This is a genomic window from Rothia sp. 11273D007AR, from assembly GCF_053547255.1.
Genome location: NZ_JBPPWJ010000005.1, coordinates 80,483 through 95,680, shown reverse-complemented (window position 1 = coordinate 95,680; position 15,198 = coordinate 80,483). Strand labels below are relative to the sequence as shown.

The window sequence follows — 15,198 nt, the reverse complement described above, 5'->3', positions numbered from 1 at the left end:
ACCGCTTTAGAAGTGAGAATCGCTACCCCCACCTAGTAGGGACCAGATAACTACCGATAGTACGTCATGCCCATCAGGACTTCGGTAGGAATCTGGTCCCTTATCGGGAAACTAGAAAGCCCCCCACGCTCTCAATCAGCACCACGGGCGCGCCTTCCTCGTCTGAGGCGTCCAGGTCGACCCTGGCGACAATCCCGAAATCGTGGTTGTCATCGGGGTCGGCAAAGACCTGGCGTACCTTCCACACCCCGGGGTGCTCAGCTGTGTCGTCATCAATCTCAATCAGGCGCGGGGAGCGGGCCTCGGCGTCCGTATAGATATCCTCGTACTCCTCAAAGTAGTCATCCATGGCTTCAGCCCAGCGGTCGGCGTCCCAGCCCGAACGCTCGCCGTCCAGCTCACCCAGCAGGCGGTCGCGCTCGTCCGCAAAGAGCTCCACCCGGCGGAACATTGCGTTGCGCACCATCACCTTAAAGGCGCGGACGTTGCTCGTCACCTTGGGTGCAGACTCGGCAACGAGCTCTTCGAGAGAGTCCTGTACGGGGATACCTTCTTCACCGGCGGCCAGGCGCTCCCACTCGTCCACCAGAGATGAGTCGGTCTGGCGGATAACCTCGCCCAGCCACTCAATTACGTCGGTGAGCTCATCGGTCAGGGCAGATAGGGGCACGGTCTGGCGCAGGGCCTTGTAGGCGTCCGACAGGTAGCGCAGCAGAATACCCTCGGAACGCTCAAGCCCGTAGAACTGGATGTAGTCGCCAAAGCCCATGGCCCGCTCGTACATATCGCGCACCACACTCTTGGGTTCTACCTCAAACTCCTTCATAAAGGGAGCGCCCGCCGAGTAGGTCTCAAAGGCCTGTTCTAGCAGGTCAGCCAGGGGCTGCGGGTAGGTGATTTTGTCGAGCTCAGCCATACGCTCGTTGTAGTCCAGCCCCTCAGCCTTCATCTCGGCCAGGGCCTCACTCTTAGCCTTCTTCTCCTGGCCAATCAGCACCTGGCGGGGCTTTTCCAGGGTGGACTCAATCACCGAGACCACATCGAGAGCGTAGGACTCCGACTCCTTATCGAGCAGAGACAGCGAAGCCAGCGCGAAGGGGGAGAGCGGCTGGTTCAGGGCGAAGTTCTCCTGCAGCGAGACGGTCAGACGCACGGTGCGGCCAAACTCGTCAGGCTCCGGCAGGCGCTCCACCACACCCCCGTTCAGCAGCTCCCGGTAGATACCAATGGCCTTGCGCTTAAGGGCCCGCTGCTTGATGGGCGGCTCGTGGTTAGCGGTCAAAAAGAGCATGACGGTCTCAAAGGGGTCAGCCTCGCGCTGTAGCATATTGAGCATCATAGAGTGGGTCATCTGGAAGGACGAGGTCAGCGGCTCGGGTTCTGCGGCAATAATCTGCTCGAAAGTCTTGTCGCTCCATGCCACAAAGCCCTGCGGGGGCTTCTTCTTTTTACCCCGCAGCGACTGGGCCATCTTCTTCTCATCCCCGTTGAACTTCTCCCGGGCCTTGGCCTCAAGCCGGTCGTTCTCAATCTCGTGTTCGGGGGCCTGAACCACCACGTAACCGGCCGTATCAAAGCCAGCCCGGCCCGCGCGTCCTGCAATCTGGTGGAACTCGCGGGACTTCAGGCGGCGGGTGCGCTGCCCGTCAAACTTGGAAAGGGCAGTTACGAGCACCGTGCGGATGGGGACGTTAATACCCACACCCAGCGTATCGGTACCGCAAATAACCTTGAGCAGGCCCGCCTGGGCTAGCTGCTCCACCAGGCGGCGGTACTTGGGCAGCATGCCGGCATGGTGAATGCCGATACCGTTCTTGATGTACTTCTGTAGCTGCTTACCGAAGCCCGCCGAGTAGCGGAAGCCGGCGGTCAGCTCGTTGATGCGCTCCTTGTCTTCCTTAGACGCAATAGCCAGACTCATGAGCGAAGCGGCTGTATCGATGGCCTGAAGCTGAGAGAAATGCACAATGTAGACCGGGGCCTGGTGGGTCGATACTAGCTCGTCTACCTTCTCAACCAGGGGCTCCCGGGAGTAGGTGTAGTTGAGCGGAATGGGGCGGGTCTCGCTAGTGACCAGGGAGGTTTGCCGCCCGGTGAGCTCCGTCAGCTCACGCTCAAAACGGCTAGTATCGCCCAGGGTTGCGCTCATAAGCAGGAACTGGGCCTGGGGCAGGTCAAGCAGGGGAGCCTGCCAAGCCCAACCGCGCTGGGGGTCAGAGTAGAAATGGAACTCATCCATGACCACCTGGGTCAGATCAGCCCCTTCACCCTCACGCAGCACAATATTGGCAAGAATCTCGGCGGTGCAACAGACGATGGGGGCATCGGCGTTAATAGAAGAATCGCCGGTCACCATACCCACGTTCTCAGCCCCAAAAATCTCGCAGAGATCAAAGAACTTTTCAGACACCAGGGCCTTAATAGGGGCGGTGTAGTAGGAGCGCTGGCCGGTCGCCAAACCCATAAAATGAGCCGCAACCGCCACCGTCGATTTACCCGACCCGGTGGGGGTCGCCAAAATGACGTTGTTGCCCGCCGCCAAATCAAGCACAGCTTCGTCCTGGGCCGGGTACAGCTGCATGCCGCGAGCCTCAATCCAAGCCAGAAAGGCCTCGTAGGCTTCATCGCCCGTGAGCGGGTTAGAGGCAAAATCGCCACGGAAATAGGGCTTGCTGTTATCGGCTAAAGAGGGGGAGAGAAAGGGAAGAATCTTCATGATTCTTCTAGTTTAATAGACCGGTCAAGACAAAGGCGGGTGTGACGCTTGTCAAACCTGCCCAGAGTGTTCTAAGGTAAAGGGCAGAACTTAACCGCATATCTAGCTCACGAAAGGAGGCCCACGAAATGAATAATCGACCTATTCCCTTCACCAGCCTCCCCGTGGGTAGACACATCGATGGTGTGCTCGCTTCTAGCCCGACTGCCGGTTAGACGAGTACGATAACCTGACGTAGACACACCTATCGGGGCAAGCGAACCCGGTAGGTATTTTTATGCCCTGCGGGTTTTTCCCTCACACACGACCTGCACACCCGCACGCACACGCTGAAAGAGTAGCCTGATGGCTGAGATGACTGACGAGACAAAGACGCCCAAAGAAAAAGTTAAGTTCCGTATCGCCCCGCCGGGCTTCCGCTGGCGACCCCTCTTCTTTCTGCCCTTCCCCCTCGATATTCTGACCTCCCTCGCCCTGGTCTTTCTGCCAGTTCTGGTAGGCACGATTATTGACCTGTACACCTCGGGCGATGAGGCAGGCGCCTGGCGGCTGGTCTGGCTGTTAGCGGGCGTAGTGGTTTACCTATCGGTCGTCGAGTTCGTGGGCTGGGGCATCACCTTTAGAGTGGTGGCCCGCATCGAGCGGGACTGGCGGCTTTACATTGCCAGCCTGATGTCCCGCAGCCCCAACCGCGATACCGGTGCCCTCATTGCGATTCTCAATAAGGACGCTCGCTCCATGGCTCAGATGTGGCAGCCCATGATTCTGTCATTTTCTGCTGTGGGGGTGACCGGGCTGGGCACCTGGCAGCTCTGGCGTATTAGCCCGGCCATTGCGGTGGTGGCTCTGGGGGGTCTGATTCTGACCATGCTGACTCTCACCTGGATTTCAAAACTCTTGGAAAAGCACGCGGATATTTTCCGTGACAAGGTGGGGGTGTCTACCTCCCGAGCTTCAGATATTGCCTCGTCTATTCGCACTATTTTGGGCTTGGGCGCCCAGGGCCGCATGATGGACCGCTACGGGGCAACGGCCCAGGATGTCTACAGCTCCCAGATCCGCCTGGAGAGCGTACAGACCTGGTCTTATGCAGTGCGTAACTTTCTGGTGGGCACCGTAACCTGGGTTGTGATTGCCCTGGCCCTGCGTGGGGCTGCCCCTGAGGGCACTTGGATTACAGAGGTACCCGCGGGTCAGCTGGTCACGGTAGTGGGCTTGATTAACACCCTGACCGGCCCCATCTGGTCGGTGGAGATGCTGCTCTTCTCCTGGCGTAATGCCCGTATCGCCCTCAAGCGCGTAGATAGACTTGCAGCTGAGGTTGAGGCTAACTCTCAGGTAGAGAGTAAGGACGCTCCCGCACCGGTTCCCAGTGCCGAAGCAGGGCGGGTGCTAGTTGAGGTTCCCCGGGCCAGCGCCCCGGTTCACTACATCAACCCGCGCGAAGCCGGGTTACCTGCCCAGGACTACGCCGAAGCTCTGACCGAAGCCCTGCGTCAAGCTCAACCTGCCCCGGGCGGGGAGCAGGCGGCAGACGTCCTTACCGGGGGCGAGCGCGTCCTGCTCTCAGAGCCAAACCCCATGATTTTTGCTGGCACCCTGGCTGAGCACCTGCAGATGGGCACTGAGGGGCTGAGCCGGGAGCAGATGATCGAGCTCTTGAAGCTCACTGACTCTGAAGAAATTGCCTTCCGCCTAGGCGGCCGAGATCCAGAGAGCTACCTGGCCAGTACCCTGGCCTCAGAAGGGACCAACCTATCGGGCGGCCAGCGCCAGCGCCTGGCCCTGGCCCGGGCCCTGGCCCAGCCGGCGTCCGTTCTGGTACTGACCGAGCCCCTTAACTCGGTGGATGAGCCCAGCCAAAAGTTCATCCTCAACCAGCTCGAAGCGCTGACGGGCAAGCCCGGCCCCCTCGAACATATCCGGCAGATCTACCTGGTCTCAACCACCATGGAGGTTGAGCGACGACTGAAAGCGGGTGGGGCCCGTGGCTAACCTCCTTCCCATAACCGACGGTAAGACCACCTGGCGGCTGCTGGCCAGGTCCATTCTCAAGACCCCTTGGCAGCTGGCTCTGCTGGTGGTGTTGTTCGTAGCTAGCTCGCTGGTAACCCTGATTACCCCCATCATGGTGGGGCGGCTCATTGATCGGGCTACGACCGGGCAGCTGACCGGCTACCCCTGGGCAGAGCTGGCGGTAATCGGTGCTGCCGTGCTGGCCGGGGCCCTGCTGGCCCGCGCCTGGACCTTCCAGGGCCAGAAAATGGGCGTGCGACTCAACCGCGATTTGGGCATAGACCTGGTTGGGGCCTCCTTACACCTGGATGCCCAGACCGTTGAGGACGCTGGCTCCGGCGACCTTGTTGCCCGCCTGACGGACGACGTCGATAGCGTCCGCCAGGTGCTGGCCACCGGCCTGCCGGAATTCGCCCATATCAGCATCTACATGCTGATTACCGCAGCTACCATCTTCACCGTCAACCCGGCCATCGGCCTGGTGACCGTGCCCATGTTTATCGTGATGACCATCGTGCTTTCGATTTTCCTACCCCGGATCGCCAAGCTCACCCGGGAAAAGACCGAGGCGGTCAGCGACCTGACCGTGGTAGCAACCGAAAACATTCGCGGTGCTGGGACCGTTGAAGAGCTGGGGATCAGTGAGGCCCGTGCCCGGGTGCAGGATGAGCGCATCTGGAAAACCTTTGAGGTCAGCGATCGCATGGTCGTGGTGCGCTCCGTCTTTTGGGCGGTGGATGCCTTCAACTCCTTCCTGCCTCTGCTGCTCTCTATGGTCTGGGGTGCCTACTGTGTCGAGCAGGGCAGGGCGACCTGGGGGGAGGTTGCAACCGCCTCAATCATGCTCTTTACCATGCGGGTCAATTCAGATATCTTCACCTTCTGGCTAGACCGCCTGCGCGAAATGACGGTGACTATGGGCCGGGTCTTTGGTGTTATCGACCTGTCAAACCAGCAGCAGGCCCGCAGGGCTGCCGGGCAGAAAACTGACCAGGCAGACCAACCCGTGCGGGGTGCGTCCGCCCCGGTCATCGACCTACAGGGCGTGACCTACGGGTATGACCCAGCCGCCCCCGTCATTAAGGGAGTGGACCTGCAGCTGGCGGCGGGGGAGAGCCTTGCCCTGGTAGGACGCTCCGGCTCGGGTAAGACCACCCTGGCCCGCCTGATTGCCGGATCGCTGACTGCCGATAGTGGCACCGTGCAGGTGCTGGAGCAGCGAGTGGGTAACGGGCTCTACCCCGCCCAGCCCGATACCAGTGGACGCCCCGCCCTGCTGATCTGTACCCAGGAAGCGCATGTGTTTGTTGGCTCCCTGGCCGAGAACATGACCGTGGCAGCACCCGACGCTAGCGCCGAACAGATGCTCACCGCCCTGCGGGCGGTGGGCGCCACCTGGGTCGATGACCTGCCAGAGGGGCTAGAGAGCCAGGTGGGAGGTGGCTCTACAGAGCTCACCCGCGACCAGATTCAGCAGCTGGCCCTGGCCCGTATCGTGGTGGCTAACCCCCACGCGGTGATTCTGGATGAATCCACCACCCAGCTAGAACTGGCCGATGCTCGCCAGTCCCTGGCTGCTGTCATGCAGGGCCGCGCAGTCATCATCATCTCCCACGACGCCCGCATCGCCTCACTGGCTGACCGGGCCGTGCTCCTTGAGGGCGGCGAGCTGGTAGCTGAAGGGAAACCGGAGCACATCTTTGCACGAGCCTAAATTGAGGTACATCATCAGCACCCCACGCATAGACTGGGTGGGCTGTTCGTTGCTAGTTTAGACTCATGAGTTTAACTAAGATTCCAGCAGATCCCGGCCAGTTACGCCGAGCAGTCCTCGTCGTTGCCGGTCTCAACCTGGCCTATTTCTTCGTTGAAGGGGCCATCGCTCTGGCAATCGGCTCAGTGAGCCTCCTGGCAGACAGTGTGGACTTTTTTGAAGACTTCGCCGTCAATTCCCTCATTGCCATCGCTCTGGGGTGGTCGCTGACCTGGCAGGCGAGGGCGGGCAAGGCGTCCGCTGTCCTTATCCTGCTCCCGGCCCTGGCCGCAGTCTGGCAAATCGCGGCAAAATTCCCGGAGCCGGACGCCCCCGATGCGTTTACCCTCTTCGTTACCGCGGGCGGCGCTGTGGTGGTTAACCTGATCTGCACTCTTATTCTGGTTCGCTTCCGCACCGGTGCGGGGTCGCTCACTCAGGCTGCCTTTCTTGCCGCCCGCAACGACGTTGCCATTAACTTAGCCATTATTCTCATGGCTGGGGTAACTGCCCTTGTTGGCACCGGCTGGCCCGATCTGGTGCTCGGCGCCCTGATTCTAGTACTCAACCTGGGCGCTGCCAAAGAGGTCTGGGAAACTGCCCACGAAGAAGCCCTGGCAGCTAAGGCACTAGCCGGCGATTTTGACGACGACTAAAGCTCTGCGACGATTTGCGCAGGAAGCTACCAGGGCAGGGGTTTGTCTCTAGCTAAAGAGCGCCAGGGAGCGAATGACTGTCTGAGCCAGGCCGTAGAGCAGGCCTCCTGTAACCAGGATGGTCAGCACCCAGGCTGCCGCAGTGTGGAGCGGGCCACCAGCGTTGATTTTAATCTTCTGATGAGCGGTGCCCAGCTTACCGTGCCCCGCTAGTTTGGCTATATCTTTCTCTGAAGCATGGTGCTTTTCGTCAACCGGCTTGACGAGAAGATTGGCGATGAAACCAACCGCCAGTACACCGACCATAATGAAGAGAGAGGGCTGGTAGAGCTCAGCACCGGCGGCATCGGGGTTGCCTGCGCGTACGGTGTCCTGAACCAGGTTGACGATGAGCGGCCCCGCAATACCCGCTGCCGACCAGGCGGTGAGCAGACGGCCGTGAATAGCCCCGACCTGTAGGGTTCCAAACATATCGCGCAGATAGGCCGGGATAGTGGCGAACCCGCCGCCGTAGAAGGAGATGATAATGAAGGCGGTAGCGATAAAAAGTACCAGGCTGACGTTACCGAAGAGGGCCCAGATGATGTAGAGGGCAAGACCCACACCCAGGTACATGATGTAGATGTTCTTGCGGCCGATGATATCTGAGGTGGAAGACCAGATGAAACGGCCACCCATGTTAGCCAGTGAGAGCAGACCGACAAAACCGGCTGCAGCTGCTGCGGAGATGGGGAAGTAGGACTGAATCATGGGTGAGGCAGATTCGAGCAGGCCGATACCGGCGGTGACGTTGGTGAAGAGGACTGTCCATAGGAGCCAGAACTGGGGAGTGCGGATAGCCTGGGCGGCAGTAACGTTCTGGTTGGTCCGCATGGTGTTGGGCTTCTGCTGGGCTGGGTCGAAGCCGCTGGGCTTCCAATCGGGGTGGGGAACTCTGATGACGAAGGCACCGAGCAGAATAATCAGGGTGTAGGAGGCAGCTAGCACCAGGAAGGAAGGGACGAGTGCAGAGGCCTGTTCTGTCTTTTCAGCTGAACCTGAAAAGAGTTCCATGAGCTGGGCTGATACGGGGGAGGCAATCAGGGCGCCGCCACCAAAGCCCATGATGGCTAGGCCTGTTGCCATGCCGGGCCGGTCAGGGAACCACTTCATGAGGGTAGACACCGGTGAGATGTAGCCAAGGCCAAGACCAACGCCGCCGAGCGCACCGTAACCCAGGAAAACTAACCACAGCTGGTTGGTGGTCACACCCAGAGACGCAATGAGAAAGCCTAGAACCCAGCAGGTTCCCGCCGTTAGCATCGACTTGCGAGGACCAACCCGTTCCACCCAGGTACCGCCGATAGCCGCTGAGATACCCAGCATGGCGATGGCGAGAGAGAATACCCAGCCAACTGCGGTTTCGGTTGAGCCAAAGTGGGTGACCAGCTGAGTCTTGAAAACTGACCAGGCATAGACCTGCCCGATGCAGAGATGGATGGCGAGTGCCGCTGGTGCCATGAACCAGCGGTTGAAAGTGACGGGCGCGATGATGGCTGACCTATCAAGAACTGACATGAAGCTTTCCTCTGAGATGTATGTCTGCTGGCGAAATTCAATGTGTAGTGATGCGCTCAACATTACCTCATGCCGACGGCTGAAGTGTGCTACCTCTCCTAGGATGGCGGGCCTGGTAGCTCTTCTAAAATTTTGAGTATTCCTTGAGATGTGTTGAGTGTGCTGGGTCTGCAAAACATGACTCAGGGCACTAAACTGGGTGGTGGCAGATAAGCTAGTTAACAAGGAAGTTCACATTATGAGCAAGCCCTTCCCCTCTGATCTTGAAATCGCCCAGGCAGCGACCCTGCAGCCGATTACCGAGATTGCTGCAGCGTCTGGCATCAATGAAGATCGCCTAGAGCCCTACGGTAAGTACGTTGCCAAAGTACAGCTGACCGACGACACCACCGCAGAAAAGGCTCTGGCTCGTGGCTCCAAGTACATCGTGGTCACCGCCGTTACCCCCACCCCTCTCGGTGAAGGTAAGACCGCGACCTCGGTCTCCCTGGCCCAGGGTATGGCAGCAACCGGCCGTAAGGCCATGCTGACCCTGCGTCAGCCCTCCATGGGCCCCACCTTCGGCATCAAGGGCGGCGCAGCAGGCGGCGGCTACTCCCAGATCGTCCCTATGGAGAAGCTCAACCTGCACCTGACCGGTGACTTCCACGCCGTCACCGCAGCCCACAACCTGCTTGCTGCCATGATCGACAACCACCTGCACCATGGCAACGAACTGCGCATCGACACCCGCGCCATCACCTGGCGCCGCGTCATCGACATGAACGATCGCGCCCTGCGCAACATTGTTATCGGTCTGGGCGAGCGCATGGACGGCGTGCCCCGCGAAACCGGCTTCGACATCACCTCAGCCAGCGAAATCATGGTGATTCTTTCGCTCTCCACCAGCTTCGCCGACCTGCAGGAGCGCCTGGCCAAGATCGTGATTGGCCTGAACGTCGACGGGGACCCCGTCACCGCAGCCGACCTCAAGGCCGACGGTGCTATGGCCGTCATCCTGGCTGACGCTATCAATCCCAACCTGCTCCAGACCCTCGAGAAGACCCCCGCCCTGATTCACGCAGGCCCCTTCGGCAACATCGCCACCGGTAACTCCTCGGTTGTCGCTGACTACGTTGGTCTTGAGCATGCCGACTATGTGATTACCGAGGCCGGCTTCGGTGCAGACATGGGTGCGGAGCGCTTCTTTAACGTCAAATGCCGCGTCTCCGGTCTCAAGCCGGACGCCGCCGTCCTGGTGGTCACCGTCCGCTCCCTCAAGTCCCACTCGGGCCGCTACAAGATTGTGCCCGGCAAGCCCCTGCCCGAGGGCCTGCTGGCAGAGAACACCGAGGACGTCGAGGCAGGTGCCGCTAACCTGCTCAAGCACATCGAGATTGTGCGCTCCTTCGGTGTGCAGCCGGTGGTTGCTATCAACGCCTTCCCCACCGATTTCGAGTCAGAACATGAGACGATCCGCCGCATTGCCGAGGAGGCTGGCGCTCGCGTGGCGATTCACCGTGGCGTTGCCGAGGGCGGTAAGGGTGTGACTGAGCTGGCGGACGCCGTCGCCGCAGCTTGCGATGACGTGAGCGAGCTGACCTACACCTACGAGGACGAAGACAGCCTGACCACCAAGATTGAGAAGGTCGCCACCAAGGTCTACGGGGCGGACGGCATTGAGGTCGCCCCCGCTGCGGCCAAGCAGCTGGCCCGCTACGAGGAGCTGGGCTACGGCAAGCTGCCGGTTGTTATTGCCAAGACCCACCTGTCGATTTCGGCTGACGCTTCGCTGAAGGGTGCTCCGACCGGTTGGACCCTGCCTGTGCGCGAGGTGCGCCTGGCTGCCGGTGCCGGTTATGTGTACGCCATCTGCGGTACCATGCGGACCATGCCGGGCCTGGCCAAGTCCCCGGCTGCTGAGCGAATTGGTTTTGACGAGAACGGCACCATGGTCGGCCTCTTCTAAAATGATGCTTATTTATTAGGGTAGGTGGAGCAGGCTCACAGCGAAGCTGCTGGCTCGGTGGCTGGCGTGAATCGCTTGTGAGCGAAGCGAACCAGCGAGAGGGTCGGCAGCGAGCGTGAGCCTGCGGAACCTCCTATGAATAAGCCTCTGGGGCGTCCGGCTGGCACACGGTACCGTCCTTGGGAACGGTGCCGTCGACCAGGTAGGCGGTCGCCAGCTCATCGACGCAGGTAGAGCGGCCGGAGAAGGACGCCCCGTGGCCAGTCCCTTCCAAGGTTACGAAGGAAGCCTTCCCCAGCTGGCGGGCCAGCTCCTTACCGTGCTGGTAGGGGGTGGCGTGGTCACCGGTAATGCCAATGACCAGCAGGTCGGTTGAAACCTTCGAAGCGTCGAAAGACGTCGTGATATCGGTGCCGGTAGCGGGCAAAACCGCACAGTCGAACTCGGTAAACTCAGCCAGCACCTCATCGGTGATTTCAGGGCCGCCAATGAACTCGGGAACACCCACCTCCTTCATGTGAGCCAGCAGGGCCTCCACGTCCGGAGTCTTAGGCTTCGAGGGGCACACCACCAGCTGCCCGGCCGTATCAATCTCAGCGCTATTGGTCGCAATCATCTGGGCCAGGGCGTCTACCGCTTCCTTGTCTCCGGCCTTGGCTTTACCCAGCAGGTCCAGGCCGTCCCCCTGCATGACGTCCGGCCCGTAGAGCTGGCTGGTCAGGTAATCACGCAGCTCCGAACCGGTAATTTCGGTGCCGTCACTGGCCACCAGGGGCTTGTCGGTCAGGGACTTCTGGTAGTCGAGCATTTCGCGCTCGCTGGTGAAGGGGCAGGTCACGGCTGCACCTTCTGAGGTGGTGAGGTCGGAGCAGCGCTCTGCTAGGGCACCCACAGCTTTTGATACCGCCACCATCTGGTCGTAGTTGTGGGTCAGGGCACCCCACTGGGCGTTTTCAGCCGAGTCGAGCACCATGCGTCCTGCCTTCTCGGGGAAGAGGGTAGCGTAGGTGGCCCCCAGCATGGTGCCGTAGGAGTAGCCCAGGTAGTCAAGGCGCTCACCCCCGGCTAGGGAGCGGAGCAGTTCCATATCGCGGGCTACCTGGGAGGTGCCCATGTAGTTGGCAACCTCTGAGCTGGCGGCGCATTCGGCAAGCTGTACGGCGGCAACTTCAGAGTCTGACTCGCACACCACGGGGGAGGACGCCCCAATACCGCGTGGGTCAAAGCCCCAGAGCTGGTGGCTTTCCAGCACGGGTGCAAAGGAGGGGTCGGTTGCCAGCGACATGGCGTGCTGAATACCGCCGATGCCCGGCCCGCCGGGGTTGGTGAAGAGGGGCACCTGCTGGTCGCTGCCGGTGGAGACGGTGCGGCTGACGGCAAGGTCAAGGGTGCGGTTATCGTCCGGGTCTCCCCAGTTGAGCGGGGCGGTGACGGTGCCACACTCGTAGTTGGCGTAGTCGAAGCCGGTTTCTTTCAGCAGTTCTTCGTTCTCGGGGGAGAAGCCGCTGTGCTCGGCGGTGCACTCGCCCCAGGTGATGGTCTGCTCGTAGAAGTTTTCAAAGTTTTCCCGCTGCCAGCTGGCCCCGTGGGCGCGGTCGGCTGCGGGAGCGAGGGCCTGGTCTGACGGCTGCTGGGCGGAGGGGACGCTGAGGCTGCAGCCTGCCAGGGCTAGGGTGCTGGCGGTCAGGACGGCTGTGGTGAGGTAGGCGGCGCGGCGTCGGGCCGGTTGGTGCTGGAGTATGGTCACGGCTGTCTTCTTTCGACGGTTGAGCCTGTTGCCTGCGCGGCGTATGGGCCGCGCAGGCAACAGGATGAACCTGGTGAGAATGGTTTTCATGTGTCTGTAAAAACCAGTGTAGTCTCACACCTGTCTTAAGAAATCAGCCGTCAGGATGAACCTGTTCCCCGCCTACAGGCGGATAAGCGGCGACTAGGCCCAGTCCTTCTTGGGGGAGGTGCCACCGATGCCGGCGTTGAAGGTGTTGGTGGGGTCAAGCTCCTTAAAGTGCTCCACCATAGCTTCGGGCATGTGGTAGAGACGGCCATAGTTGTGCTCAGCCGGCAGTTTGGCGCCACGGGCCTCGAGCAGCTCCTGGATATCGTCGTGCAGCTTATGGGGGTCAACGCCCTTCTTAGCGACGTAGTCCTGGTGCATGACGTGGCAGAAGAAGTGGCCGTAGTAGGCGGTAACATCCAGCTGGCTAGCAATTTCAGGGGGCAGCACTTCTAGCCAGTCCCAGTCATCGCGGCGCAGGGCAACATCGATGGGGATGAGCCCGCCCAGCTCCTTGCGCTTCATGCTGGCGTAGCGGGTGGCGGCGCTGGCAGCGCCGAAGCGGTGGAGGTTGGCGCTCTGTGCCTCGTCCGCCGTGCAGATGAAGAAATCACCCTCGTGCTCGGGGGCCGCAAAGAAGTCCTTGAGCATGGTTTCGGTCGCCTGCTTCTGGGCCTCGCTGACGGTGAGCAGCAGGTGGTGTTCGAAGCGGTCGCGGTACTCCAGCATACGCTTGGGCAGCTGGCTGGGGACCAGGTCGAAGAAACGCTGGGAGACGGTGTCTGCGAAGGTGGGGCCGATGCCCGGAACCTTACCGAAGACCCCGTTAGCCCAGGTCTTGAAGGCAAACATGCGGGTCTGCAGGGCAGAGCTCATGTACTTGAGGAAGACGAAGGTGTCTTTGCCATACTTTTCTGCCAGGTCGAAGGCACTACGGCCCATGTACTCACCCGAGATGGGCAGGGGCATGTCAGCTTCAAGGAAGATGCGGCGGATTTCTTCGAGTTCGCGAGGGTTGTGGGTGCCGATGTAGAACATGGCGGGGTTCTTCTCGAGCGGGAAGGTGCGGGTTCGCACGGCAAAGACCATGATTTTGCCAGCGGATCCGGACGCCTCAAACAGGTACTCGGGGTTGGAGTTGTAGCGGGCGGGGGTCGGCTCCATCTTGCGCAGGTGGGCGGCGTACTCGGTCTCGCTGCTGTCGGCAGGGGCGGGGGTGACATCGTCCGCCGACCAGGCGCCGCGCTGCAGGCGGTCGAGGGCGACCTCGGGGTCATCGCCCAGGGAGATGCCCAGGTGGTTGACCAGCTCGACCTTGCCTTCTTCGGTGACGCGGGCGTAGATGGCTTCGCGTGTGAAGGCCGGGCCCTTACGAATCTGGCTGCCGCCGGAGTTATTGGCGATACCGCCGATGACCGAGGCACCGATGGAGGTGGACCCGATCACCGAGTGGGGTTCGCGGCCGTGTGGTGCCAGTTCTTCGGTCAGGTGGGTGAGGGTGGCGCCGGCCAGGGAGATGGCCTCGTGGGCGTCGTTAATCAGGTGCACCTGGTTGATGAGGTGGGTTGAGATGAGCACGATGGGGCGGTCGTAGTCCTGGAAGCCGGGGCCGGAACCGCCGGTCAGACCGGTGTTAGAGGCCTGGGGAATTACCATGAGGTTGTGGTCGACGCAGACCTGGAGCGCCTTCCACATCTGCACCAGGGTGGTGGGGCGGAGGACGGCAAGCAGGGGGCCGCCGCCGAAGCGGTAGCCCTTGCTGTAGGGCATGGTCGCGTGCTCTGCGGTGAGCACATGGTCAGAGCCCACAATGTCCTTGAATGCCGCGAGGGCCTGCTGATGGGCTCCTGAGTTTGCTGGGGAGGTCATCTCACATCTTTCTGTCGAGGGCTAGTGCTTTCACTTTGATTCTACTACCAGCCCCGCTCCTTCCACGCAGGCAGCTGGGGGCGTTCCCTGCCCAGGGTGGTGGAGTCGCCATGGCCCGGCAGCACCAGGGTTCTATCGTCAAAGCGGCCGAAGATGCGCTCTGAAACATCGGCAAAGAGCTGCTCAAAATCCTGGGGAGAGTTGGTCTTGCCCACCCCGCCCGGGAAGAGCGAATCCCCGGTGAACAGCAGAACCCGCTCACCGGCGTCCGCACCCTCAGGTGCCCGTAGGGCCAGGGCAATTGAACCCGGTGTATGCCCGCGCAGGGCAATCACCTCAAGCTCAATACCGGCTAGGGTCAGGCGCTCGCCGCCCACCAGGCGTTCTTCAACCTCTACGCCTTCCTGCTCGGCGATAGCCTCAGCATCGGGGGCGCCGCAGTAGGTTGCCGGGTCCCAAGCTTCAACAGCATCGGACAGGGCGCGGATATGGTCCCAGTGGGAATGGGTGGTCACCAGGGCGCGGACGCCAGCCCCCGCCTGGTCGTGGGCAGCGGGGGAGTCAGTGGCGGCAGCCTGCTGGGCGAAGGTATTGATGGCGGGAAAATCGTCCGCGGCGTCAATCAGCACCTGCCCACCGCTTGCCCGGTGGGTCAGCAGGTAGACGTTGTTTTCCATCTCCGATACCGCAATGGACCGCACGGTCAGGGCATCGGACTCAAAAATCAGGGTATTGGCTAGGTCACTCATGACCCCATTCTAGGCTCTCACACCACTTTGTACCATGCCCTGCCCGTTTTAAGACCCCAGAATGAGCAGGAGGCGGTACAAACCGGGAGGGGTAGACGCTTTCATCGCCCACGCAAACCCTATAGAATATATCTTCGAAACAATCTCTTAGATAGGTGAC

General features: G+C 61.0%; 9 protein-coding genes. 4 read left to right on the top strand and 5 right to left on the bottom strand.

Going from position 1 to position 15,198, the window contains the following annotated elements; all coding sequences use genetic code 11:
* Nucleotides 1–100 precede the first annotated feature (100 nt).
* Complete coding sequence (locus ACED88_RS04030) at nt 101–2,716, bottom strand: DEAD/DEAH box helicase (protein ID WP_449108800.1); 2,616 nt, start codon at nt 2,714–2,716, stop codon at nt 101–103.
* Nucleotides 2,717–3,061: 345 nt separating this feature from the next.
* On the opposite strand from ACED88_RS04030, the gene ACED88_RS04025 reads away from it, so the two are divergent.
* From ACED88_RS04025 to ACED88_RS04015, 3 genes are all read left to right on the top strand, one after another.
* Complete coding sequence (locus ACED88_RS04025) at nt 3,062–4,711, top strand: ABC transporter transmembrane domain-containing protein (RefSeq protein WP_449108799.1); 1,650 nt, start codon at nt 3,062–3,064, stop codon at nt 4,709–4,711.
* Nucleotides 4,704–6,446: an ABC transporter ATP-binding protein gene (locus ACED88_RS04020; RefSeq protein ID WP_449108798.1), complete on the top strand. Its 1,743-nt coding sequence runs from the start codon at nt 4,704–4,706 to the stop codon at nt 6,444–6,446. The genes ACED88_RS04025 and ACED88_RS04020 overlap by 8 nt, the downstream gene beginning before the upstream one ends.
* 65 nt (nt 6,447–6,511) lie before the next feature.
* Nucleotides 6,512–7,141 (top strand): cation transporter, encoded by a 630-nt coding sequence (locus ACED88_RS04015; RefSeq protein WP_449108797.1) that lies wholly within the window; start codon nt 6,512–6,514, stop codon nt 7,139–7,141.
* Between the two features lie 48 nt (nt 7,142–7,189).
* On the opposite strand, the gene ACED88_RS04010 is transcribed toward ACED88_RS04015, so the two are convergent.
* The gene (locus ACED88_RS04010) at nt 7,190–8,698 is read right to left on the bottom strand and encodes an L-lactate MFS transporter (protein ID WP_449108796.1); all 1,509 of its coding nucleotides are present in this window, start codon (nt 8,696–8,698) and stop codon (nt 7,190–7,192) included.
* Between the two features lie 238 nt (nt 8,699–8,936).
* On the opposite strand from ACED88_RS04010, the gene ACED88_RS04005 reads away from it, so the two are divergent.
* On the top strand, nt 8,937–10,646 hold the full coding sequence (locus ACED88_RS04005; RefSeq protein ID WP_237185594.1) for a formate--tetrahydrofolate ligase: 1,710 nt from the start codon (nt 8,937–8,939) through the stop codon (nt 10,644–10,646).
* A gap of 133 nt (nt 10,647–10,779) precedes the next feature.
* Here the strand turns inward: ACED88_RS04005 and ACED88_RS04000 are convergent, their stop codons facing one another.
* From ACED88_RS04000 to ACED88_RS03990, 3 genes are all read right to left on the bottom strand, one after another.
* The gene (locus ACED88_RS04000) at nt 10,780–12,393 is read right to left on the bottom strand and encodes an alpha/beta hydrolase (protein WP_449108795.1); all 1,614 of its coding nucleotides are present in this window, start codon (nt 12,391–12,393) and stop codon (nt 10,780–10,782) included.
* Nucleotides 12,394–12,576: 183 nt separating this feature from the next.
* The gene (gene dld / locus ACED88_RS03995; RefSeq protein WP_449108794.1) at nt 12,577–14,289 is read right to left on the bottom strand and encodes a D-lactate dehydrogenase; all 1,713 of its coding nucleotides are present in this window, start codon (nt 14,287–14,289) and stop codon (nt 12,577–12,579) included.
* Nucleotides 14,290–14,333: 44 nt separating this feature from the next.
* Complete coding sequence (locus ACED88_RS03990) at nt 14,334–15,038, bottom strand: MBL fold metallo-hydrolase (protein WP_449108793.1); 705 nt, start codon at nt 15,036–15,038, stop codon at nt 14,334–14,336.
* Between the last annotated feature and the right edge of the window lie 160 nt (nt 15,039–15,198).

Coding starts and splice junctions, on each gene's coding strand:
- ACED88_RS04030 (WP_449108800.1), bottom strand. CDS start 2,716: ATGAAGATTCTTCCCTTTCTCTCCCCCTCTTTAGCCGATAACAGCAAG.
- ACED88_RS04010 (WP_449108796.1), bottom strand. CDS start 8,698: ATGTCAGTTCTTGATAGGTCAGCCATCATCGCGCCCGTCACTTTCAAC.
- dld (WP_449108794.1), bottom strand. CDS start 14,289: ATGACCTCCCCAGCAAACTCAGGAGCCCATCAGCAGGCCCTCGCGGCA.
- ACED88_RS04005 (WP_237185594.1), top strand. CDS start 8,937: ATGAGCAAGCCCTTCCCCTCTGATCTTGAAATCGCCCAGGCAGCGACC.
- ACED88_RS03990 (WP_449108793.1), bottom strand. CDS start 15,038: ATGAGTGACCTAGCCAATACCCTGATTTTTGAGTCCGATGCCCTGACC.
- ACED88_RS04025 (WP_449108799.1), top strand. CDS start 3,062: ATGGCTGAGATGACTGACGAGACAAAGACGCCCAAAGAAAAAGTTAAG.
- ACED88_RS04015 (WP_449108797.1), top strand. CDS start 6,512: ATGAGTTTAACTAAGATTCCAGCAGATCCCGGCCAGTTACGCCGAGCA.